Here is a 23,749-nt window from a genome sequence, read left to right as displayed (position 1 = left end):
CCCACAAATTATGAGAAATCTATGTTGCTTACTTGCCTTGTTTTGGACCGCTTCCTGCGCTCCTTCCATAGAAAAAGTCGAATTGGCAGCCAATTCATATGTGTTCGAGCAGGCAAATGTCATTGATATCCAAGATGGGAGTGTGTCTGTGAAGCATGTGGTAATAGAGGAAGACCAAATAACCCAGATATTGGATGGAAATACCGAATTTGATTGGACAGAGGCAACGGTCATTCCTGCCAAGGGAAAATTTCTACTGCCCGGTCTAGCAGAAATGCACGCACACATTCCGTCGTTGGAGTGGGATGATCCATTGATTGATGAGACGCTCTTTCTCTACCTCTCCAACGGTGTAACTACAATACGGGGCATGCTTGGCAACCCCGTACACTTGGAGCTACGGGAAAAGGCCAAAAATAGGGAAATTACCAGCCCGAGGATCTATACATCCAGTCCATCCCTAAACGGCACCACCGTGAGGACTCCGGAAGAGGCACGATCCAAAGTAAGTAGCTATGCCGATGAAGGGTACGACTTTCTGAAGCTTCACCCAGGTATACGGCTGCATGTTTTTGATGAAATCGTACGAACAGCCAACGAAAAAGGCATCCCCTATGCTGGACACGTATCCAACTTGGTTCGGGTGAGGCATGCGTTGAAAAACAGGTACCAGACCATTGACCACGTGGATGGTTTCCTGGAGGGGCTGGTGCCGGAAGAGGCGGGAGTAAACCCGATTGAGAACGGCTTTTTTGGGTACAATTTCACCGATTTGGCGGATACAGACAAGATCGGAGAACTGGTAGCGCTGAGCAAGGAAAACAAGGTATGGGTAGTACCTACGCAAGCCCTTTTCGACCGCTGGTTCTCCCCGACTCCCGCTGAGCAACTTGCGGAAGAACCTGAAATGAAATACATGAGCCCGGATACCCGTGCAGCCTGGACCAAGAGCAAAAAAGATCTGACTGAATCCGGAGAGTACGAGGCGGACAAATGGAATCGATTCAACGAAATCCGCTACAAACTCATAAAATCTCTCCACGAAAATGGACAGGGCCTACTGCTGGGTTCCGATGCACCACAAGTATTTAACGTACCAGGATTTTCCATTCATCACGAGTTGCAGGGCATGCTGGATGCGGGCCTAAGTGCCCTAGAAGCCTTGCAAATTGGAACCATAAACCCGGCTCTGTTCTTTGAAGGAAACTTTGGCGAAATAAAAGAAGGGATGGAGGCAGACCTTATTCTGACTGAGAAAAATCCTTTGGACAATCTCAAGCATCTCCAAAACCCCGAGGGCGTGATGGCCAGAGGCATTTGGTTGGACAAATCCACTATAAACAACAAGCTAGATCAGATTGCTGAAAAATACCGCTAGCACAGGAAACCCGGGCTAACTCCCGGACCCAACTGGCTACAAAATTTCTAGCATAGAGACCTTCTGCGCATTCCGCCCTACTTGACTATCTAAAAAAAGTCCGGTACCTAAGAGGAGACCGGACTTTTTTCTAAAATGAAATCAGCGTAGAGGCCTGAATTAGCTCCCCACCTGGCCAAATCGATTCTACTGTCAAATATATTGATTGAGGATATTTTCGTATACCTCTTGCTTTCCACTGATTTGCTTAGGCTCTCCAACTTCCAGTGCAATGCTGCGGAGATCTTCCAAGGAAAGTTTACCCTCTTCGAAGTCCTTGCCTTTGCCGGCATCGAAAGATGCATAGCGGGATTTCCTCATCTCTAGGTAAGGAGATTTTTCCATGATATCGTTCGCAATGATCAAACTGCGTGCGAAGGCATCCATACTGCCGACGTGTGCATGGAACAGATCTTCCAAGTCGGTGGAATTCCTTCGAATCTTGGCGTCAAAATTCACTCCACCGGTAGTGAATCCCTCACCCTGAAGGAGGACCAACATAGATTCCGTAAGCTCTTGGAGGTTGATCGCAAATTGATCCGTATCCCAACCATTCTGATAGTCTCCACGGTTGGCATCTATACTACCTAAGAGGCCTGCATCCTGTGCCACCTGAAGCTCGTGCTGAAAGGTGTGTCCGGCAAGTGTCGCGTGATTTACCTCCAGGTTTAACTTAAAATCTTTGTCCAATCCAAAGTGGCGAAGGAATCCGATCACCGTTGCCGCATCGTAATCGTACTGGTGCTTAGTAGGCTCCATGGGCTTGGGCTCGATCAAAAAGGTCCCTTTGAATCCCTGCTTTCGGGCATAGTCCCGAGCCATTGTCAAAAACTGCGCTAGATGCTCGGTTTCGCGTTTCATATCGGTGTTCAGCAAAGACATATAACCTTCCCGACCACCCCAGAAGACGTAATTTTCACCACCTAGTTTGATGGTGGCATCGATGGAGTTTTTCACCTGCGTAGCAGCTCTTGTCACCACCTCAAAATCCGGATTGGTGGCCGCACCGTTCATATACCGAGGGTTACTAAAAACGTTCGCCGTCCCCCACAGTAACTTAATGCCGGTTTCTTTTTGCTTTTCCAATGCATAGTCGGTGATCATCTGCATGCGGCGCTCGTATTCCGCTATGGTCTCTCCCTCATCGATCAGGTCAACGTCATGGAAGCAATAAAACGGTGCACCGATCTTACCGATGAATTCAAATGCAGCATCCATTTTGTCTTTGGCACGTTGTACGGCATCCTCGGCTTTATCCCATTCCCTGACGATGGTTCCTGGACCGAAGGGATCGTTTCCTGTACCACAGAAGGAATGCCAGTAGGCAATGGCAAACCGGAAATGTTCCTTCATGGTTTTCCCTCCTATCACTCGGTTTTCATCGTAATATTTAAAAGATAGAAGGTTTTTGGAATCCTTTCCCTCATACTTGATTTTCTCGATGTTTGGAAAATAGGTTTTTGACATGTTACAAATTGTTTTGTTCGTTTATCGTTTAGGTTTAAATAAGTTTACAGTTTTTGAAGACGCTGTTCCCATACCCGATAGGCCTCCCCATAGGCATCTATCAAATCTGCCTGAGGCTCGAGATCGGACACCTTTTCCAGACCAACAAAGGCCTCCTTCGCGCTGGCGTAATACCCTGCGCCAATCCCCGCACCTCTAGCGGCACCCTGGGCCCCATCTGTGTTGTACAGTTCCAGCACTACCTGATTCATGTTGACAAATGCCTCTCGGAAAACAGGACTTAGAAACATGTTGGCCTTTCCGGCTTTTACTGTCTTCAAGTTTAGGCCCATTTCCTTCATGATATGGAAGCCGAAGGTCAATGCACTGACGATTCCCTCTTGCCCAGCCCGTAAAACGTGGCGCTTATCGTGCTTCAGCAGATTTAGCCCCTGCAAGTGTGCATCTATCTGTCTGTTTTGCATGATCCGCTCCGCTCCGTTTCCAAAAGGAATAAAGCTAAGGCCCTCGGAACCAATAGGCACGTCTGCGGCTAGGTCGTTCATTTGATTGTAGCTGATTGTATTACCTCCGATAAGGCGTTTGATCCAACTATTCAAGATTCCCGTGCCGTTCACGCAGAGTAATACGCCGTAGCGGGGATCTTCTTGTTGATGGTTTACGTGTACAAAGGTGTTTACCCTACTGGCCGGATCGTAAACCGGACGGGTACTCACTCCATAGACGGTGCCCGAGGTACCGGCGGTAGTGGCCAATTCACCCTCCTCTAGTACGTTTAAGGAAAAAGCATTGTTGGGCTGGTCACCGGCACGATACGTCACCGGAATCCCTGACTCCAATCCAAGCAACTCCGATGCCGAAGAACTCAGGTTCCCTTGGTGACTAAATGACGGAACCGCCTCTGGGAGTACCGATGAGGGAAGTCCATAATGATCCATCAGGGTCTGAGACACCCCATTTTGTGGAAAATCCCAAAAGATCCCTTCCGAAAGTCCTGTTTCCGAGGTGAGTATCTCTCCGGTCAGCTTCATCGCGATGTAATCACCGGGAAGCATGATCTTATCTACCCGGTCAAAATTCGAAGGCTCGTTCTCCTTCACCCAGCGTAACTTAGAGGCAGTAAAATTCCCTGGCGAATTTAGCAAATGCTCCAAACAATAGGATTCACCCATCTCCTGAAAAGCCTTGTTACCAATCCCTACGGCGCGACTATCGCACCAAATGATGGAAGGACGGATTACTTGCCGTTGCTTGTCTAGCATCACCAAGCCATGCATTTGGTAGGAAATACCAATTCCAAGGACCTCTCCCGCTTTGATTGCTGCCTCCTGACGAATGAGGTGGGTAGTCTCCTGTATGTATGTCCACCACGTAGCCGGATCCTGTTCTGCCCAGCCTACCTGAGGGGACTCAATAACCATTTCTTCCCCCGGGCGCGTAGCAGAAGCCACCACCCTACCCGTCCGGGCATCCAATAAGGTTGTCTTTACCGACGAGCTGCCAATATCGTATCCAATCAATAATTCTCTCATAATAAAAGATTCATTTTACTTACCAAAAAACGGTATAAAGGGCTGCAAGGATTCCCGCAATCAATATAGCCCCTATCTTAAACTTGGTACTGGTCTTAAACAGATCTGGTGTAATCTCAATGCCATTGGGATGGTCTTTGCCTTTTCCTTCGTACAAACTCACTCCAATAATCACGGCTGAAATAATCAAGAATACCACCCCCATGCGGTCAATAAACGGCAATCCAGGTGCCATAAACTTAAACAGCGTAGAAAGTGGAATGGTCAGCGCAGCAGCAGTAAGTGCAGCATTGGAGGTGGTTTTTTTCCAGAAAAACCCAAATATAAATATCGCAAAAACGCCCGGAGACACAAAACCGGTGTATTCCTGAATGTATTGAAACGCCTGATCCAACTGCCTTAGGGCGGGCGCCACCAAGGCCGCAAGGAAAAAGGCTGCAATGGCTGTAATTCTTCCCACACGCACCTGCTTCTTTTCACTTGCTTTGGTATCGAAGAAGTTCTTGTAGATATCTAAAGTGAAGATAGTCGAGGTACTATTAGCCATGGAAGCCAGAGAAGAAACGATCGCTGCTGTCAATGCCGCAAACGCCAAGCCCTTCAGCCCCGTCGGCAACAGTTGCAGCAAGGTGGGATAGGCTCGGTCCGATTTGATGATTCCCGCCTCGGGATCCGTCATTGACTGAATAAAGGAGGTATCTAGACCCTCCCGCACGATCACATAAGCCGCAATTCCGGGGATAACGACGATCAAAGGCATCAACAGTTTCAGAAAACCAGCAAAAACCATCCCTTTTTGCGCTTCATTCAAGGATTTGGCTGCCAAGGCTCGCTGCGTGATGTATTGGTTGAATCCCCAATAGTTTAGATTTACTACCCACATGCCGCCAATCAATACACTTAACCCCGGTAAATCCAGATAAGCATCCCTCTCACCCCCGGCCCCATCAGGAATCATCATCTCTCCCTCGAAAATAATCATCTTAAAATGCTTGGGAGCTTCCTTCACCAAGGATGTAAACCCACCCCAAACATCTCCATCGCCAACAATACTAAGTGCCAAATAGGTTGTGGCCAGACCACCCGCCACTAGGAAAAACACCTGAATGACATCTGTCCATGCTACCGCTTTCAATCCCCCGTAAATGGAATAGAGCATGGCAAAAACGGCTAAACCGGCAATGCCATAACCCAGAGGAACACCCAGGATGGTATTCAAACTCAAAGCTCCCAGGTACAACACCGAAGTGAGATTTACAAAGACATACACCAGCAACCAAAAAATAGCCATAGTGGTACGCACACGGCTGTCATAGCGTTTGAGTAGAAACTGAGGCATGGTGCTAATTCCTTCCTTCAGATAAATGGGAAGAAAGAAAATCGCCACAATGATCAAGGTAGCCGCAGCCATCCATTCATAGGTGGAAATCGCCAAGCCCAAGGCATAGCCCGAGCCAGACATGCCAATAAATTGCTCTGCGGAAATGTTTGAAGCGATCAGGGAAGCTCCCACCGCCCACCAGGGAAGTGCCTTGGATGCGAGGAAATAATCATTGGAATTTTTGACGTGTCCTTTTTTCTCACGGGATACAAAATAGCCCATCAAAATAATCAGAAGACAATATCCAATGAAGATGGTTAGGTCTAATGAGGTAAAGTTCATGAATGGTTTAAAATGTTTATGGGTTTACACTATTGACAAAACAAACGTTTGCAGCGTGAAAATACGGCCTGCAATATAATGAAATAAGCGTTTACTGAAATAGGAATTCCGAAAAGTAATGACGCGCAATGGGAAATAGTTGTCTTCTAATACGTGATATTTTCGCCGCTGTGACACCAACTTGTGGGCATCCCTATAGCGCCAAACATCGCAATGACACGTACTTTCGGCACCCTATCAGAACAACACAGCCTTTCATATAAAGAAATGATGAACCTATGCACCTTACATTGATTTGTAACCCACATTTAGTATATTTCATATTGAAACGTATCACTACATGGGATTCACGAAGGTAGAGAACGCAATAGAGGCATCACTGGGAAAGACCTGGAGACAGTTTGTCACCGAAAATGCACTTAAAGAGGCTGTAGTACAGATTCATGGAGACATGGGCAACGATTTTTTGTGGACCGCTTCATCTGGTTCCGGAAAACCTACCCAGCCCTATTTTTTGGGAGAGTTATCGGAAATGCACTTTGCCGCCATCCTATTAAAACTAAAAGCTCGGGGCAAAGTAGCTTTCAATGACCCGTTGCGTAACTATTTGCCGGAGTCCTTGCAGGTGGCTATCAATCCCTGGCCGAAGGACCGGATTTTTCAGCAGATTACGGTTGGGCATCTCCTTAACCACACCTCAGGACTTCCGGATCTATTGGATGCCAGGCCGGACAAAAAAGCCTCATTACGCGAGCTGATGATGGCGGGCATGGACGCAATTATTCCCCTAGAGGCATACCTGAAAGGAGTCGGCAGCATGAAACCTCTGTTTTCTCCGCTGAAGACCAAAAAATCCACCTACTCGTTCACCAATACACTGCTCAGCCAGCTACTTATTGAGAAGATAACGGGGAGATCGCTAGAAGCCGTTCTGCTGGAGTTGCAGCACCGTCCATTGGGTTTCATGCAAACCTATCTGTACACCGACCACCACGACCGGACACCCAGTAATTTTTACCATAATCAAAAGAAACTATCCCTCCCGCAGATAATGAGCTGTTTGGGATATGCGGGCAGCATGGTTAGCTGCGCAAGCGACCACATGACCTTCATCCGTGCCTACTTTCACGGACATTTGTTTCCACCCGAATATACCGAACTTACCAGACAGTGGATCCCCGTATCCGGGGCAATCAGCAGAGGTATAGGCTTGGAGCAATATAGCCAAAAGCGTTTCTTTAATCTCTTTAGCCAAGAAGCACCGCTACTGGGGATGTCTTCCAGCACGGGTGCTTTTGCATTGTATCACTGCGAAAAGAAACTGTTTTTCACCGGCACGACCAATTTGTTTCAACAGCCTGAAATAGCCAGAACACTGGTTTGGAAGTTAGCGAAGTCTCTCCCCTAGTCGATCGCCAGTCAGGAAACCTCCACATCAAAGGCCGCCTGCCTGACTTCTCCCTCTATCTTAACCTGAACCCAAATCCGATAGGAACCAGGCTCCGGAAATGCGTAGGGAAAACTAACAAGTTGATGATCTTCGTGATCGGGACTTTCTGGCGACCAGTGAACCATATTCCCCATTAACAGACTATCCCGTTCTAATTCAGGAAGCCCTTCCAGCCATGCCACCACCTGATCTACACTATCCATAAACGTCATCCCTGAGGGTATTCCACGGAAGCCCTGTTTCCGGGATTTAAACCGCTCCACCATCATCTCCTGTGCTCCCATGGAGTAATTGCCCGTGGGGTGCAAATGAATGTACACTGATCCATCGTGCTTCATTACCACAGCATGTCCCATCATACCCAAATAGGGCTCTAGCACCGCTGCATTCCCATCCGGGTCAAACAAGGCAAAGGTAAGGGTATGCAATCTGCCCGATTCATACTTCTCTACATAGGACTCCCAAATCGCCTCGAATCCATCCCCCAACCCCACGCGAATACCCGGAGTTCCACAAAGCATGAAATCACTGTCCAATGTTCCTGAAGCCGAAAAAATGGTATTGGTTATCAAAAAAGAATCGTCACGGCCGAGACCGTTGCGCTGGGATGCAAATCTCACACGCTGCTCCTCCGGCACATACAAATCCGCCACGATGGTTTCTGCAAACCCGGTGAAACGGGTAATATCTGCAAATACATGGTATTCACCAGGCGGCAGGTCAGGAAGTGGCGTTCGAAAATGCAAGGAATCCAACCGCTCTGGATGCAGGTGGGCAAATACGTCCAGCCCCCCTTTTTTGATCAAAAACAAATGCATGAGCTTACCATGATCGGGAATCAGATAGCTCATTTTGCGGGAGACCCCCCCATTCTGTAATTCCTTCAGATCAACCGTCAGATCTAAAAACATTCCCTCACCCTCAGACACCAGCTGCGCTTCCCCCTGAATTGGCTTGTAAATATTCCGCTGATATTTGTCAGCTTCACTTTCCCACCACACTTTACCTCCCCAAAGAATCAGTAACATAGTGAAGGTTCCTACCAAAAGGCCCACCCACCTCCTCTTGGATGAAACGGGATTAACGTCTCCTGCAGGAAGCAGGCTCTCTCCAACTGCTGCCATAACAATGGTCACCATCAATACTACCAAAAACAGTCCCAAGACAGATAAAACGATCCCCAGACCTAAGGGCATATCCTTCTGTGCGGTCGGCATGGCTAAGATCGGAATGGTCGCCTCGTAGTGCTGGCCCCCATCCTCCATGGTCAACTGCACACTGGAAGCACCAGAACCCATAAACCAGAGATCGAGTTGGTACTTGCCTGGTTCTCCTTTAACTGCTTGTAAGGGGTCTGAGGTGGGCGTTCCATCCAATCCTACCGACCAATAAACCGGCTTAGCCTCCAGCGAGACACCGGCGGGATTCTCGGGCAAAATCACCGTAACTACCGCAATACCCGGTATGACATCGGGAGGCTCCACATGCGCCAACATCCGGTGGTTTCCCAAAAACCCTTCATAGACAACCCCCGGGCTGCCCACGTGTCCACTGTTCGCTACCAACACGAATACCCAAATTAATCTCCAATACCAAGCCTGTTTCATGCGCTGCTACCGTTTTACTTGCTCCATCCAACTACCCCAAGCCAGCGCAACCCGCGCACTAACCAAACCCAATAATCCGGCTATACCCAGACCTTTTACCAAATCCATTCCCGAAGACACATAGTTTGGGTGAAAAACATATCGGTAAGCCCAATCCGGGGAACTGCTATAGGGCCATGAAGACCTACCAAAAAACCATCCTCTCGCTACTTCGGTGTTCAAAAAATCAGCAAAATACCATTGCACTGGCACAAAAACCGCTAAAAACACCAAACCTAACACGGCCGCCAATACCCATCGGTTGAGGGTACGCCACCTGCGAATGGCTAAGTCAATCCCAATGGCTGGAAAAATCAGCAGTAACGGAAAATGATACGGCTGAAAATGGGTGATGTGGTTGTAAATCGGACTTAATTTAGGTTCTGCCGGAAACAACGGTAATATCCAGACCATTGCGGCCATCAGAAAGGTGTAGGCCAATGCCATCACAGTACCCCCCCAACGGAAAGGTGACGCATAAGCCACCGGTATGATCAACAGGGGAAAGATCACCGCGGCAACCTGATAGGCAGTAGCGCCATGGAGCCGATTGACAAAGAAAAATTCAGAAATGATCGTATAAACCATCACCAATACAAATCCAGCGGACAAAGCAAAAAGCCATTTGAGGTGGGTCTGTGTTTTCCTTGAAACCTCTCCCCGAAGATTATTCTGAACGGAAAGGACACTGACCATCGCACCAAACTGTATCATCATCATCCCCAAACCTAAGACCAAATGGGGAGGAGACAGAATTTTTACATCCAATCCATAGGTGTTGTGCCACCAATCATCAAATGGTGCGGAGGTAAGCATCGCAAATGCGCCCCATATGCAAAAAAGAGCTCCGAGTGAACCCCTAAAGATGCCCCAAAATGGAATACTCCCCCGCTGCTCCTCTTTTGACGAAAAAAAACTGGTTTTCAGAACCTTGACACCGGAAAAAACGCCGGCAATAACTGCGCCGAGATACATGGACAAATGGGGAGGTGAAAACAAACCATCTCTACCCACACTCATGTGCCAAGAAATATCCCACAGCAAACCTACCGCAATACATAGACTGGCAAATACCGATGCATAAACATAGGTAGGGATTGGGGTTATCTGAACCACTGATTCGGTCTTGACCGCGGAAGCGGACATCGTAATCGTCTGAGGCATAATTACAGTTCAATTCAATATTTGTAGAAAATCAATCGTATCAAAGAGGCCATGAAGCTCCGAAGTTAATACGAGTCAGCAGAAAGATAAGGCTACCCCTCCAAATAAAAAAACAGCGGATTAGGCTTTGATACCATAATCCGCTGTTTTTACCAATTAACTACAAGAAACCACTAAAGCACCTATTACTTGAGCCAATCCGGCTTGGTAGTATCTACTTCGGCCTGCAACTGATTGAGCAAGTTATAGAGACCAAAGTACGTCCGATTGACATACAGTCCATGCTTGGATCCTCGAGCCTGCTTGGATTTCCGGAACATGTTATCGTTTGAAATCCGGTCACCCAGTTTGAAAATCTCCTGAAAATAGCCGTTGTCGGCAAAGTCAAATCGGTCCACGTGAAAGGGTTTGCCCAGCAAATGAATCATCTCCCTGAAAATGGCCTTGAAATACGCCTGCTCCTCCAGCGTATCCTTTCCGGAGATAAACTCCAAGTCCAAAAACACCTGATCTAACTCTTGCTGATTAAGTAACAGGTCTTTCTTGATTAAGGAGAAGTAGCCTCGATAAAAATCCGGTGGAATCACTTTGACGCATCCAAAGTCAATAATCGCCAAACGCCCATCTGGCTGAATGATAAAGTTACCTGGGTGAGGATCTGCGTGCACCTGCTGCATCTCGTGCACCTGATGGTGGTAAAAATCCCACATGGCTTGCCCCACCTGATTTTTCTGTTGCTGCGTTGGATTGGTTTGAAGCCACTCCTTGATATGAAGCCCCTCCATCCAATCCATCGCAATGATGCGGACACTGCTAAGTTCCTGGTAATATTTTGGGAATGCTAAATGAGGTATGTGTCCACAAGCAGCAGCGATTTCCGTTCCCCGACGCATCTCCAACTCGTAATCGGTCTCTTCGAGCAGCTTTTCCTCCACTTCCTCCATGTAATGGTCCAATTCCCTCTCATTCATATTCAAGAGCCTCAACGCAAAGGGACGTACCAATTTCAGATCAGAGCGCACGCTGGACGCCACGCCAGGGTACTGAATTTTTACTGCGAACTCCTGTTCTCCTTTTTTTGCCTTATGCACCTGACCAATGGACGCTGCATTTACCGCAGAACTGGTAAAACTGTCAAACAGTTGATCCGGCGCTTGGTCGAAATATTGCTTAAAGGTTTTTACCACCAAGGGGTACGACAAAGGCGGTGCGCTATACTGCGCCATGGTAAACTTGTCTTGGTAGGCCGTAGGAAGCATATTTTTATCCATGGCCATCATCTGAGCGACTTTCAGAGCGGAACCCTTTAGTTCACTCAACGAATCGTAGATATCCTCGGCATTGTTTTGATGCAATCGGTCCTTGGTCAGGGATGGATTAACCACCTTCTGGGCGTAATGCTTCATGTAATTCCCGCCTACTTTCGCGCCGGTTTTGATAAACTTAGCTGCGCGTTGTACTTTAGAAACCGGAATACTGCTCTGCTCTTTCAGGGTATTGGTCATGGTTATTTGGATTGGTATAAAAATTTGGCAAAATCCAAGAAGCTGTCCACAGCGCTTTTGCCCATTAGGTCAAAAGCTAGGTTTACGGATTTCTCCACAGCTGCATCGGTTTTTTCAAAAGCAGGAGAAGTATCCTTCAGCCAGTATTGGAACACAAACATCACCTGTAGCCACAATGCCTCGTCGTATCGGTCCGTGATAAATGGTCTGTCAGCAATTTCTTCTGTTTCCTTTCCCTCCATCACCACATCCTTCGCAAAGGACTTGAACTTCTCCTTAAATACCTTCATCTCAGGTACAAATGCATTTCGCTGCTTCATTCCCCCCTTGTACACGCTCAACAAGTAGCTTCTACGCTTCTTCAACTCTTCAATCCACGTAAAAAAGAAACCGAGCAGTTTTTCCCTGGCCGAATAGCTAGGGTACACTTCTTGGCCTTGTAATTCCTGCAGGGTTTGGTCAAACAATATTTCCCATACAGCCTCTTTGATTGCCTCGAAAGAGGTGAAATACTGATAAAAATCTGCTTCCTTCATCTTCAACGCCTTGGCAAACTTAAAGATCGAAGCAGGCTCTTTTCCATTTTCCAACACGTAATTGATATATTCATCCAGGATTTGCTGTTTTTTATCCGTTTGATTTTTTTTCGTCTCGGTCATTCCTTTTTGTAGTTTTGTAACTGCTATGCTAACAAAATAACGTAGCAGTAGGTTTTTAAATTACGTAGAATAATTTTCCGATGCTGTACACATCACTTATTTCTCCGAATGTTGAACTGTTTTTCGAATCAGAAAACCATTTGGCACCCTTTCTACGTTAATTACACAGATCATCGCAATACCCGTATGTTTGCCCGTAAATACTCCTTCCTATTTCTTCTCCTTGGACTAGTGGCTCTCGTTTCCTGTACGGAAGACGAGGAAGTTCCTGAGGTTCGAATCAAGCGGGTAAAAGAAGCAATCTATGCCAGCATGAATGAATGGTATTTTTGGAACGATTTCATCCCTACCGGTGTAAACGTACAACAATACAGCTCGTACGAGGGGCTGTTGCGGGGGCTCGTGTACAGCCAGTTGGATAGGTGGTCGTATATCACGACCCCGAGCGAGTTCAATAGGGCATTTACGGGTCAACAGGCCGGGCACGGATTCGGGATAGGGATTGGCACAGATGATAATTTGTATGTTTCCTTCGTCTACGAGGCATCTCCAGCCGGAAAGGATGGCTGGCAACGAGGATGGGAAGTGATCGCCGTTAATGGTCGACCCATATCCACTTACCGATCGGGGAATGGCTACAACCTACAACTTGGCCCAAATACATCTGACATTCAAAACACGTTTACGCTAAGGCTTCCAGATGGAAGCGAAACAACACGTACCATCGGAAAATCTGATTACCAGACCAACTCGGTGCTCCACAGGGAGGTATTTAAGGTCGACGACAAACGGGTGGGATACTGGGTATACAATAGTTTCCGGGCCAGTCCGGGCGTTACCCCCACCAAAAGTACCGAGGTGGAACAAGCACTAAACTACTTTGAAGAGGGTCAAATCAAAGAGTTGATCATCGATCTTCGGTACAACGGGGGTGGCTCGGTGAATGTGGCTGAACAGATCATGAATGCTCTTATTCCGAGTGTCCATGATGGCAAGCTTATGTACACCAATGCCCTGAATAGCGATAAATCCAACTTTAACGAAACCTATGAGTTTAAAAAGACTGGCAACCTAGAGCTAGATAGGCTGATTTTTATCACTTCTCGTGGCTCTGCCTCCGCAAGTGAGTTAATTATTAATTGCTTAGAGCCTTACATGGAAACGGTAATTATCGGTGAAAACACCTACGGCAAGCCAGTGGGGTCCTTTCCACTTTCCCGATATAACAACACCCTGGCTGCCAACGACGTTGAATTGGTGCCGGTAACCTTTGCAATAGCCAACGCTAACGGAAAGGCGGAGTATTACGATGGTTTCCCGGTTGATTTTTTAGCAGGTGACGATATCTCTAAAAATTGGGGAGATCAAAATGATCCACGACTTCGGGCAGCCGTAAATTACATTCAATTTGGTACTGTGGGCCCGCAAGCACGACAGACCTACAAAGACCACGGATGGGCCATGATTGACAACTTCTCTGGGCTGCTAAAGGAATTCCCGGCCTATTAAAACACCCAAAACGCCTCTTACTTGGATTTTCGATCCTTTAGAAAAACCAGGTAATCTCCATGCATAATTTGAGGTAAATCTGCCGTATCTCCGTGATATTCGTACATCCACACATATGGATACGGTTCATTTTCTATAAAAACTGTTCCTTTAACCCGCCGGTAGGGAAACTCGGGACTATATATCTCCGAAACTCCCTCGTAATAATCAAACTCAGGAAACATTTGATCTGGATAATCCAATTGGTAAACTTCTCCAATGACCCGGTTTTCGGTAGTGGGATCGAGCCTAATACCCGGGTATTCGCCTAAATCGTATAGGTATCCATGTACGTATCCTACCCCCAAAAATTTGGCCTCTGTCTCCAGAACCACCCCCAATGGGTGCCCGTAGCCGCTTCGAAGCGTTCCATATACGAACAGACAATCCATCTGACCGTGATTTTAGTTTACCCTTTGTGTCTACTCATCAAGACCTCCATCACCTCGTCGAGTTCATAGCCTTTGGCCTCCAATAATACCAAGTAGTGAAACAGCAAATCCGCGGCTTCGCCTAAGAACAACTCCTTATTATCGTCCTTGGATTCAATCACAATCTCCACCGCTTCCTCTCCCACTTTCTGGGCTACCTTATTGATGCCTTTCGCAAACAAAGAGGCTGTATAAGAACTGTCCGAAGGGTTATTCTTTCGATCTTTGATTGTCTTCCTTAGTGTGTCGATAAAAAAAGTCTTAGAGCTGTTTTCCTCGGCAAAACAGGTGTCTGCACCGGTGTGACATACAGGACCCACCGGATCCACATACACAAGCAGCGTATCCCGGTCACAATCTACCAGCACCTTCTTGACGTTCAAAAAGTTTCCAGAAGTCTCCCCTTTGGTCCAAAGCCTTCCTTTGCTTCGGCTAAAAAAAGTAACCCGGCCTGTTGACTTGGTTTTTTCCAAAGCCTCCTCATTCATATAACCCAGCATCAGTACCTGCTTGCTTTCAGCGTCCTGGACGATAGCTGGAATAAGACCTTCCGTTTTTTCAAAATCTAACCTAATATTCTCCATCTTCATTCATTGATATTTTTTGCAAATGACCGGTAAGTTAGCATACTCCTTGTGGGCACCTGCTAAACATTGTCCTAGCAGATCTACATCCGCACTACAATTCCTCTATCGTGCAGGTATTTCTTTAAGTCGGGAATGGCTATTTCCTTGAAATGGAAAATACTAGCCGCCAGGGCTGCGTCCGCTTTGCCAGCCGTAAAGACCTCTTCAAAGTGAATCATCTGCCCTGCACCTCCAGAAGCAATGACGGGTATACTCAGGCTAGAGGAAATCTCCGCCGTAATGCGGTTTGCAAAACCGGTCTTCACCCCATCGTGGTCCATGGAGGTTAGTAGTATTTCCCCAGCACCCCTTTCACATACTTCCCTGGCCCAAGACTGCGTCACGATAGCGGTGGGTGTTCTGCCCCCATGGGTATGCACCAGATCCACCCCGTCTATATTTTTGGTATCTATGGCCACCACGATGCACTGACTGCCAAATTCTCTGGCCATCTCATCCACTACACTGGGATTTTTTACCGCTGATGAGTTGATGCTGATCTTATCCGCACCGGCATTTAGAAGCGCTTTGACATCCTCCACGGTAGATATACCTCCACCCACTGTAAAGGGAATGTTGATGTTTTTCGCTACCCGAGTGACGAGTTCCACCAAGGTTTTCCGCTTCTCCACGGTAGCCGTGATGTCCAAAAACACCAGTTCATCGGCACCCTCGTCCGCATACAGTTTGCCGAGTTCTACTGGATCACCGGCATCCCGAAGGTCCAGAAAGTTGACTCCCTTCACGGTTCGTCCGTCTTTGATATCGAGGCAGGGGATGATTCGTTTCGTTAGCATGGCGTCAGGTTTATTTCCTTGGCTTAGTTGACAAATGAGGCCAATTGCTCCAAGGTGACCTTTCCCTCGTAGTAGGCTTTACCCACAATGGCACCATACACTCCCAGCTTTTCCAGTGCTTCCAGATCGGCCATCTGTGAAACACCACCGGAGGCTATCAATTTGATCCCTGGAATTTCTTCCAGAATATCTCTGTAAAGCTCCAACGAAGGGCCCTGCAAAAGTCCATCCTTAGCCACATCGGTACATATCACATATTTCACACCCTTTGAATGGTAAGCTTTGATAAAGGTGATGACCTCCTGATCGGTGGTTTCCTGCCAACCAGAGATAGCTATTTTTCGATTTTTGGCATCTGCCCCCAAGATAATTTTGTCTCCGGAATAGTTTTCCAGCCATCGGTCAAAGAGCGTTGGATTTTTCACCGCTATGCTGCCTCCTGTGACCTGATGGGCCCCAAGTTCGAATGCTAGGGATATATCCTCATCAGACTGAACCCCACCGCCAAAATCCACCATCAGGTCGGTTTCTGCCACCACCCGTTGCAAGACTGCCGCATTGATAATTTTTTTGGCTTTGGCCCCATCCAAGTCCACCAAATGAAGCCTGCGAATGCCAGCACCTTCAAAGCGCTTGGCTACTTCCACTGGATCGTCGGCATAGGATTTTTGCTGGGAATAGTCCCCTTGGGTCAGGCGTACACATTTGCCGCCAATGGTATCTATTGCGGGAATGATTTCCATTACAGATTAAGAAAGTTGGTCAATATTTTTTCTCCGGTGCCACTGCTTTTTTCCGGGTGAGCCTGCATCGCATAGTAATTGTCTTTATGAAGCAACGCACTGAATTCCAGCATATACTGACTGGTAGCGATGGTGTATTCCTCGTGCAATTCGGCATAGAAACTATGGACATAATAGGCAAAAGCCTGTTCGTCCAGTCCTTCCAAGAGCGGGCTTCTGCGATTCTCCAAACTGTTCCATCCGATATGAGGGACCTTTTCCCAGTTGGGAAAACGCTTGACCTGCACCGGAAAAACCCCCAGACAGGGTGTGTCGTTTTCCTCCGAATAATCACATAACAGCTGTAGGCCCAGACAGATACCAAAAAATGGTTGCTTGAGTTCCTTTATCAGTAGGTCTAATTTCCGGGCTTTTAGATAGGCCATGGCAGTACTGGCCTCCCCCTGCCCTGGAAAAATCACCTTATCGGCCTGTTGGATGGTCTCCCAATCGTCCGTTAATACGGCTTCAGCACCAAGCCGCTCCATGGCGTACAGGACAGACTGTACGTTTCCTGCATTGTATTTTATGATGGCTACATTCATAGTTAGATCGGCAGCAATGCACCTAATCGGGCACTACCTCGCATTACAGCGCGCTAATTTAGCGCTTTTCGGCTGCACACCGACAAAAATACAACTTAATTTCCCCCGGTTTCTACAGTTCGTCATTGGTCGGTTTGGCGAGAATCTCCTCCAATTGCGCGCGGATTTCGGGTATCGAGGCGTATAACTGTTCGAAACTATCGATGATAAAGTACCGATCCTGAAATTTATTTTTCCAAAATGGAGTATTGAGAATGGTAGAAACGTCAAAGTCAATGTGCCTGGGTTCATCGGACAGGGAAAACTTGGTTTCACCTATAGAACTGAGAATACCGGCGCCGTACACCTTTAGATCACCACGTTTGCGAATCAGTCCAAACTCGATCGTATACCAGTAAATGCGCGATAACATCTCAATAGCTAGGGGATTGTCTACGTAATCCAACGCTATTGCTGCCAGTTCCTCGAGAAAATTCACATAGGATTGATTAGTCAGCAGCGGTAAATGGGCAAAGGCGTCGTGAAACATATCCGGCTCCTGCAGGTAATCCAACTCATTTGGTTTTCGAAGCCATGTGGAGGAAGGAAATCGTTTATGCCGCAGCAATCCGAAAAAGAGATCCTCATCTACTAGGCCGGGTACTACCTGCACCGCCCAGCCCGTAGTTTCCTCGAGTCGTCGGTTGACATCCTCAAAGTTGGCTATCCGCTCGGAAGAAAAACCGATGGATTCCAACCCCTCCAAAAACTCCTCACAGGCGTGACATAGGAGAAATTGATGCTGACGCTCAAATAATAGCTTCCATACCTTTCGGTCATCCGCAGTGTAGGCGTCATAAGGCTGGATCATTTGAGGCAATCTTGGGTCTGTTAATAGCTTGGTCAAGTTCATAAGTCGCTTTTTATCTCCAAATTAAGCTCGGAGTACTCAGGTATTGCCAATATCTAACGGAAAGAGGTCATAGGTGGTTTTAGCCAATAAATGGGCTTAAAATTTGTTTTATTCCAGATAAGTTTAAATATTTGTAGGGTTAAAAAATGAAGGGCACAAGATCTATATCGAGCGATTGCAATTTGGCAATGAATTTGTCGCACACCCTTGTATTATTTTGTCCATTGAAAACTTTTAGGTCTGTGTTTAGGGCATAGTCCCTGCATGGTAATTCGACGTCCTACGTGGATGTCTTTCTTCGATTCTCCTCACTTTCAATCATTTAATTCTGGGATATCCTTTGAATAACGTCGTTCATAGGGTGGTAGGAGGGTTTCCCACAGCGTTTACTAGACCAATGACAAACCAAAAATTCATCATTAAACCCGCCGGACAGCAGCATCACCATTATGCGGAGATAATCACCGAGGAGATGGCTAGGTCAGCGCAGGCCAGGGGTACAGGAATTGCCCGTAGGTCTCCGGAATACATCAAAACCAAAATGTCCGAAGGGAAAGCCGTTATCGCACTTGCCAAAGACGGGACTTGGGCAGGGTTTTGCTACATAGAGGCATGGAGTCACGGAAAATTCGTGGCCAACTCAGGTTTGATTGTTTCGCCGGAATTTAGAAAGTGCGGATTGGCACGGGAAATAAAACGGGAAGTCTTCAAGCTGAGCAGAACCAAATACCCGGATGCAAAGATTTTCGGCTTAACCACCGGCGCAGCAGTTATGAAGATAAATTCCGAACTGGGCTATATCCCGGTGTCCTACTCAGACCTCACCACCGACGAGGATTTCTGGAAGGGATGCCAAAGCTGCGTCAATTACGAAATTTTGATGAGTAAGAATCGTCAAAACTGTCTTTGCACAGGCATGCTTTACGAGCCAAAACCAGAAAAAAAATCCGAAATCAAGAAACTACGGGATGATTTTCAGAAAAACGTAAAACTATTTATCCGATTGATGAAGATAAAAAAGCACGTATTTCTAAAATTCAGCCGCAGGAAATCATCGGAACATCAAGTAAAAACCGAAGGGATTAACGCATAACCAACTTGTTTTACTTCCTCCAAGAGGAAACTAATAAACCGAATTAACAACATGAAGAAAGTCGTTTTAGCATACAGCGGGGGATTGGATACCACCTTTTGCGCGCTTCACCTCACCAAGGACAAAGGCTTTGAAGTACACGCTGTATTAGTAAACACCGGAGGTTTTAGCGAAGAGGAGCTAAATACAATAGAAGAGCGGGCAAAACTGCTCGGTGTCGCCTCCTTCACGGTATTGGATGTTACCAAAACCTACTATGAAGAAGTGATCAAATATTTGGTTTTTGGCAACGTACTCAAGAACCAAACCTATCCTCTTTCTGTAAGTGCAGAACGGATTTTACAGGCCAAATCCTTGGCAGAATATGCCAAGTCTATTGGGGCAACTGCTGTGGCACACGGAAGTACTGGCGCTGGAAACGATCAGGTACGATTTGATATGATATTTCAGACCATCCTCCCGGAAGCGGAAATCATCACCCCTATCCGGGATCTCAAGCTGAGCCGTGAAGAGGAGATCGATTACCTCAAAAAACATGGTGTAAGCATGAATTTTGAAAAAGCAGCTTACTCCATCAACAAAGGAATATGGGGGACCTCTGTCGGAGGTAAGGAAACGCTGACCTCTCACCAAAACCTACCGGAATCTGCATGGCCAACCCAAGTGGGAAAGGATGAATCCAAAACCATCACGCTGCACTTTGAAAAAGGAGAGTTGACCGGCGTAGACGGCACACATTACGACAACCCGGTGGATGCGATCTTGCACGTTCAGGATCTTGCGGCACCCTATGGAATAGGACGGGATATCCATGTCGGAGACACCATTATCGGTATCAAAGGTAGAGTGGGTTTTGAGGCAGCAGCACCGCTGATTATCATTAAATCCCACCAATTGCTAGAGAAGCACACCCTGACCAAATGGCAGATGTTCTGGAAGAACCAGTTGGCTGAGTTTTATGGAAATCACCTGCACGAGGGCCATTACCTGGACCCAATCATGCGCAATCTGGAGGCCTTTTTAACCGACACACAAACTTACGTGACCGGCAAAGTCTCCGTAGCGCTTCACCCCTACCGTTTCCAGTTGATCGGCATCGAATCGGCCCACGACCTCATGTCCTCGAAATTTGGAAGTTACGGAGAGATGAACAAGGGATATACAGCGGAAGACGTAAAAGGATTTACCCGAATACTGGGAAATCAAACCGCCATTTTCCATAAAGTGAACGAAAACCCCGCCAATCATGAAAATTAAAACTGCGGTCATCGGTGCCGCAGGCTATACGGGAGGAGAGCTCCTCCGTTTGCTGCTGCACCATCCCCAGGTTGAGATCCACTATATACACAGTAACAGTCAGAAAGGCAAAAGCCTGGAAGAAGTTCACCCTGACCTGATCGGAGACTCCGATCTTACCTTTACAGATCAGATAAGCACGATCGGGCTGGACGCAGTTTTTCTTTGTCTTCCCCACGGTGAGACCAAACCCTTTTTGGATTCCCATTCCTTTCCGGAAGAAACGGTAATCATAGACCTTAGTACCGATTTTCGAAACGAATCCAATGGCTTTGTGTACGGGTTGCCCGAGGTAAATCGGCCAAAGATACAGGGTGCAAAGAAAATCGCAAACCCTGGATGCTTTGCCACCGGGATTCAACTGGCATTGGCCCCTGCAATCGCCGCTGGCTTGACCAAAAACCATCCCCTTCACATCACCGGGATCACTGGGAGTACAGGAGCTGGTAAGAAACTCAGCGAAACAACCCACTTCAGCCAACGGACGAGCAACGTTTCGGTCTATAAATTGTTTACCCATCAACATCTAAAGGAAATTAAACAAACCTTTGGACAATTAAATCAAACAGCTACCAACGAGCTGTTGTTTGTCCCATACAGGGGAAATTTCAGCCGGGGCATTTGGGTTACAGCGTACTTCGCTTACGAAGGAAGCTTGGATGAGGCCTACAACACGTATGAAAGCTTCTACCAAGATGCGCCGTTTACGCACGTATCCAGACGGGACATTGACATGAAACAAGCCGTAAACACCAACAAATGTTTGATTCACCTAAAGCAGGAGGCCGGACAACTGATCATTTATTCTTCCATTGACAACCTACTCAAAGGTGCCTCTGGACAGGCTGTTCAAAACCTCAACCTCGCATTTGGACTGGACGAAAAGGCAGGGCTTACACTTAAAAGTATTGCGTTCTAAGAGATATAAAATCGAGCATGACGTAGTCGTCATACACTGGGATGCCCCGATGGCTATCGGGGTAGGCAGGGATTCCATTTGACCGCTGAAAAACAATTATAGACACATGAAATCGAGCATGACCTAGCCGTCACACACTGGAATGCCCCGATGGCTATCGGGGCAAACATGCGAGATTCCATCTGACCTTTGAAAAACAAAAAATAAACAGATGAAACTATTTGACGTTTACCCTTTAATTGACGTTACTCCGACCAGAGCATTAGGAGCGACCATATGGGATGAAGCAGGAAATCAATATTTGGATCTGTACGGTGGTCATGCGGTGATTTCCATTGGTCATACGCATCCCCACTACGTGAAGCGCATCACCGAGCAGTTAAATGACATCGCCTTTTACTCCAATTCGGTAAAAATCCCCATTCAGAAAGAATATGCCGAAAAACTCGGCAGGCTTTCAGGCTATGCAGAGTACGAACTGTTTCTTTGCAACTCCGGTGCGGAAGCAAACGAGAATGCGTTGAAGTTGGCTTCTTTTGAAACGGGAAAGGATACATTTATCGCGTTCAAAGGCGCCTTTCATGGCCGTACTTCCGGTGTGGTTGCCATTACAGACAATCCCAAAATCGTCGCGCCCTTTAACAGTCACCACAAGGTACACTTTTTAAGCTTTGGCGATCTGGAAGGGGTAGAAATGGCATTACAGCGGGGCCAAATCGCCGGAATCATCATCGAAGGCATACAGGGCGTGAATGGCATTCGGGTACCAGAGGGCACATTTGTCTCGGAATTGAGCAATCTGGCCAAGCGCTACCAGGCCAAGCTGATCCTCGATGAAGTGCAATCGGGATTCGGGAGAACCGGAAAATTCTTTGCACACCAATGGGTGGAGGGCCTACAACCCGACCTAATCACGGTGGCGAAGGGAATGGGAAACGGATTTCCCATTGGCGGGGTATTGATACACCCCGAAATCAAGGCCTCCTATGGCCTGTTAGGAACCACCTTCGGAGGGAACCACCTGTCCTGTGCCGCTGGTCTGTCCGTTTTGGAAGTTATCGAATCAGAAAACCTAATGGAAAATGCCTCGCTTCAGGGAGATTGGTTGATGAGTCAACTGAAATCACAGGAAGGAATCACAGATGTCCGTGGCAAAGGCCTGATGATCGGACTGGATCTGGATCGCGAAGCCGGTCCGGTGAGAAGCGACTTGGTACATAAATTCCGGATATTCACCGGCAGCTCCGCAGGAAAAAACACGATAAGACTGCTTCCACCTTTATCTATTGAGCGAGAAGCGTTACATTTATTCCTAGAAAGTTTACAAACCGTTTTAACCTTAACCGAAGCCTGACCAAGAAACCAGAGCAAATGAAGCATTTTACACAATTTGAAGATCAAACCACCGCCAAAGCACTTATTGAGCAAGCGCTGAAATTCAAAGAAAACCCGAGAATCAATCAAGCCATGGGACAGGGTAAGCGTTTGGGTTTGATTTTTTTAAACCCCAGTTTACGAACCCGCGTCAGCACCCAAATCGCAGCCTCCAACCTAGGCATTGAAAGCATTGTCCTGAACATGGATAAAGAAAGTTGGGCACTTGAGATGCAGGACGGCGCTTTGATGAATAAAAACACTGTAGAGCATATCAAGGATGCCGCCGCTGTTTTGGGTAGTTACTTTGACATGCTGGCCATTCGCGCATTCCCCTCTCTCACCAACAAAGGGGAAGATTCGGATGATTTTACACTTAAACAGTTTATCAAATACGCAAAGCTCCCCGTGGTGAGCCTAGAAAGTGCCATAAGACATCCTCTTCAGAGCCTGGCGGATATGGTAACCATACAGGAGCACCTGCCGAAAAAGCCGAAACCCAAGGTAGTTCTTACTTGGGCACCCCACATCAAAGCCATCCCCCATGCCGTAGCCAATTCCTTTGCCGAATGGTCGCTCGGATGCGGGCACGATCTTACCATTGCGCATCCCGAGGGCTATGAGCTGGATGAGCGGTTTACCAGGGGAGCTCACATCACCCACGACCAGGACGAAGCGCTGGCAGATGCGGACTTTGTGTATGTAAAGAACTGGAGTGCCTTTCACGAATACGGCAAAATCATCCATGTGGACCAGCCTTGGCTCCTCACTGAAGAAAAACTTAAAAATAGTCCACACGCCAAGGTAATGCACTGCCTGCCAGTAAGGAGGAACTTGGAGCTATCGGACGAAATTCTCGATAGTCCACGAAGTCTTGTGCAGGAACAAGCAACTAACCGGATTTATGCGGCACAGGCCGTGTTGAACCGCATCATATCCTAAC

21 protein-coding genes are annotated in these 23,749 nt (G+C 47.2%); 8 read left to right on the top strand and 13 right to left on the bottom strand.

The window, feature by feature from the left end:
• The first annotated feature begins 10 nt into the window (after window positions 1–10).
• Window positions 11–1,378 carry an amidohydrolase family protein gene (locus JJU34_RS04730; protein WP_228691173.1) on the top strand — a complete coding sequence of 456 codons (1,368 nt, stop codon included), beginning with the start codon at window positions 11–13 and terminating at the stop codon, window positions 1,376–1,378.
• 192 nt (window positions 1,379–1,570) lie between these two features.
• Here JJU34_RS04730 and xylA read toward each other — a convergent pair whose 3' ends face one another.
• From xylA to JJU34_RS04715, 3 genes are read right to left on the bottom strand one after another with little or no spacing between them, the layout of a single operon-like run.
• A complete protein-coding gene (gene xylA / locus JJU34_RS04725; protein WP_228691172.1) occupies window positions 1,571–2,884 on the bottom strand; it encodes a xylose isomerase in 1,314 nt (437 codons plus the stop codon).
• Window positions 2,885–2,928: 44 nt separating this feature from the next.
• Window positions 2,929–4,416 carry an FGGY family carbohydrate kinase gene (locus JJU34_RS04720; protein ID WP_228691171.1) on the bottom strand — a complete coding sequence of 496 codons (1,488 nt, stop codon included), beginning with the start codon at window positions 4,414–4,416 and terminating at the stop codon, window positions 2,929–2,931.
• Between the two features lie 19 nt (window positions 4,417–4,435).
• Entirely contained in the window at window positions 4,436–6,079 is a 1,644-nt protein-coding gene (locus JJU34_RS04715; RefSeq protein WP_228691170.1) for a sodium/sugar symporter, read from the bottom strand.
• A 340-nt stretch (window positions 6,080–6,419) separates the two neighbouring features.
• On the opposite strand from JJU34_RS04715, the gene JJU34_RS04710 reads away from it, so the two are divergent.
• Window positions 6,420–7,487, top strand: a complete 1,068-nt coding sequence (locus JJU34_RS04710) for a serine hydrolase domain-containing protein (protein ID WP_228691169.1) — start codon at window positions 6,420–6,422, stop codon at window positions 7,485–7,487.
• Between the two features lie 11 nt (window positions 7,488–7,498).
• Here JJU34_RS04710 and JJU34_RS04705 read toward each other — a convergent pair whose 3' ends face one another.
• From JJU34_RS04705 to JJU34_RS04690, 4 genes are all read right to left on the bottom strand, one after another.
• The gene (locus JJU34_RS04705; RefSeq protein ID WP_228691168.1) at window positions 7,499–9,136 is read right to left on the bottom strand and encodes a hypothetical protein; all 1,638 of its coding nucleotides are present in this window, start codon (window positions 9,134–9,136) and stop codon (window positions 7,499–7,501) included.
• 6 nt (window positions 9,137–9,142) lie between these two features.
• Complete coding sequence (locus JJU34_RS04700; RefSeq protein ID WP_228691167.1) at window positions 9,143–10,339, bottom strand: hypothetical protein; 1,197 nt, start codon at window positions 10,337–10,339, stop codon at window positions 9,143–9,145.
• A gap of 185 nt (window positions 10,340–10,524) precedes the next feature.
• Window positions 10,525–11,844 carry an AarF/UbiB family protein gene (locus JJU34_RS04695; RefSeq protein ID WP_228691166.1) on the bottom strand — a complete coding sequence of 440 codons (1,320 nt, stop codon included), beginning with the start codon at window positions 11,842–11,844 and terminating at the stop codon, window positions 10,525–10,527.
• 2 nt (window positions 11,845–11,846) lie between these two features.
• Window positions 11,847–12,503, bottom strand: a complete 657-nt coding sequence (locus JJU34_RS04690) for a TetR family transcriptional regulator C-terminal domain-containing protein (RefSeq protein WP_228691165.1) — start codon at window positions 12,501–12,503, stop codon at window positions 11,847–11,849.
• Window positions 12,504–12,689: 186 nt separating this feature from the next.
• Between JJU34_RS04690 and JJU34_RS04685 the strand changes: the two genes are divergently transcribed.
• A complete protein-coding gene (locus JJU34_RS04685) occupies window positions 12,690–14,012 on the top strand; it encodes a S41 family peptidase (RefSeq protein ID WP_228691164.1) in 1,323 nt (440 codons plus the stop codon).
• 17 nt (window positions 14,013–14,029) lie between these two features.
• Here JJU34_RS04685 and JJU34_RS04680 read toward each other — a convergent pair whose 3' ends face one another.
• The 6 genes from JJU34_RS04680 to JJU34_RS04655 form a co-directional block, all read right to left on the bottom strand.
• On the bottom strand, window positions 14,030–14,443 hold the full coding sequence (locus JJU34_RS04680; protein WP_228691163.1) for a gamma-glutamylcyclotransferase family protein: 414 nt from the start codon (window positions 14,441–14,443) through the stop codon (window positions 14,030–14,032).
• Between the two features lie 17 nt (window positions 14,444–14,460).
• The gene (gene hisIE, locus JJU34_RS04675; RefSeq protein ID WP_228691251.1) at window positions 14,461–15,066 is read right to left on the bottom strand and encodes a bifunctional phosphoribosyl-AMP cyclohydrolase/phosphoribosyl-ATP diphosphatase HisIE; all 606 of its coding nucleotides are present in this window, start codon (window positions 15,064–15,066) and stop codon (window positions 14,461–14,463) included.
• Between the two features lie 83 nt (window positions 15,067–15,149).
• Window positions 15,150–15,905 (bottom strand): imidazole glycerol phosphate synthase subunit HisF, encoded by a 756-nt coding sequence (gene hisF, locus JJU34_RS04670; protein WP_228691162.1) that lies wholly within the window; start codon window positions 15,903–15,905, stop codon window positions 15,150–15,152.
• Window positions 15,906–15,928: 23 nt separating this feature from the next.
• Complete coding sequence (hisA, locus tag JJU34_RS04665) at window positions 15,929–16,648, bottom strand: 1-(5-phosphoribosyl)-5-[(5-phosphoribosylamino)methylideneamino]imidazole-4-carboxamide isomerase (protein ID WP_228691161.1); 720 nt, start codon at window positions 16,646–16,648, stop codon at window positions 15,929–15,931.
• Window positions 16,648–17,232 (bottom strand): imidazole glycerol phosphate synthase subunit HisH, encoded by a 585-nt coding sequence (gene hisH, locus JJU34_RS04660; protein ID WP_228691160.1) that lies wholly within the window; start codon window positions 17,230–17,232, stop codon window positions 16,648–16,650. The genes hisA and hisH overlap by 1 nt, the downstream gene beginning before the upstream one ends.
• 112 nt (window positions 17,233–17,344) lie before the next feature.
• Window positions 17,345–18,124, bottom strand: a complete 780-nt coding sequence (locus JJU34_RS04655) for a phenylalanine 4-monooxygenase (RefSeq protein WP_228691159.1) — start codon at window positions 18,122–18,124, stop codon at window positions 17,345–17,347.
• A 397-nt stretch (window positions 18,125–18,521) separates the two neighbouring features.
• Between JJU34_RS04655 and JJU34_RS04650 the strand changes: the two genes are divergently transcribed.
• The 5 genes from JJU34_RS04650 to JJU34_RS04630 all read left to right on the top strand — a co-directional run bounded on the left by JJU34_RS04650 (window position 18,522) and on the right by JJU34_RS04630 (window position 23,748).
• Entirely contained in the window at window positions 18,522–19,217 is a 696-nt protein-coding gene (locus tag JJU34_RS04650; protein ID WP_228691158.1) for a GNAT family N-acetyltransferase, read from the top strand.
• Window positions 19,218–19,268: 51 nt separating this feature from the next.
• A complete protein-coding gene (locus JJU34_RS04645; protein WP_228691157.1) occupies window positions 19,269–20,474 on the top strand; it encodes an argininosuccinate synthase domain-containing protein in 1,206 nt (401 codons plus the stop codon).
• Window positions 20,461–21,432, top strand: a complete 972-nt coding sequence (argC, locus tag JJU34_RS04640; protein ID WP_228691250.1) for an N-acetyl-gamma-glutamyl-phosphate reductase — start codon at window positions 20,461–20,463, stop codon at window positions 21,430–21,432. The genes JJU34_RS04645 and argC overlap by 14 nt, the downstream gene beginning before the upstream one ends.
• A gap of 211 nt (window positions 21,433–21,643) precedes the next feature.
• Window positions 21,644–22,786 carry an aminotransferase class III-fold pyridoxal phosphate-dependent enzyme gene (locus JJU34_RS04635; RefSeq protein ID WP_228691156.1) on the top strand — a complete coding sequence of 381 codons (1,143 nt, stop codon included), beginning with the start codon at window positions 21,644–21,646 and terminating at the stop codon, window positions 22,784–22,786.
• 17 nt (window positions 22,787–22,803) lie between these two features.
• On the top strand, window positions 22,804–23,748 hold the full coding sequence (locus JJU34_RS04630) for an N-acetylornithine carbamoyltransferase (RefSeq protein WP_228691155.1): 945 nt from the start codon (window positions 22,804–22,806) through the stop codon (window positions 23,746–23,748).
• Window position 23,749 lies beyond the last annotated feature (1 nt).

The organism is Lunatimonas sp., assembly GCF_020832325.1.
Taxonomy (GTDB): Bacteria; Bacteroidota; Bacteroidia; order Cytophagales; family Cyclobacteriaceae; genus Lunatimonas.
The sequence above is the reverse complement of the archived record's forward strand: the minus strand, read 5'-3'. Positions and strand labels throughout refer to the sequence as shown.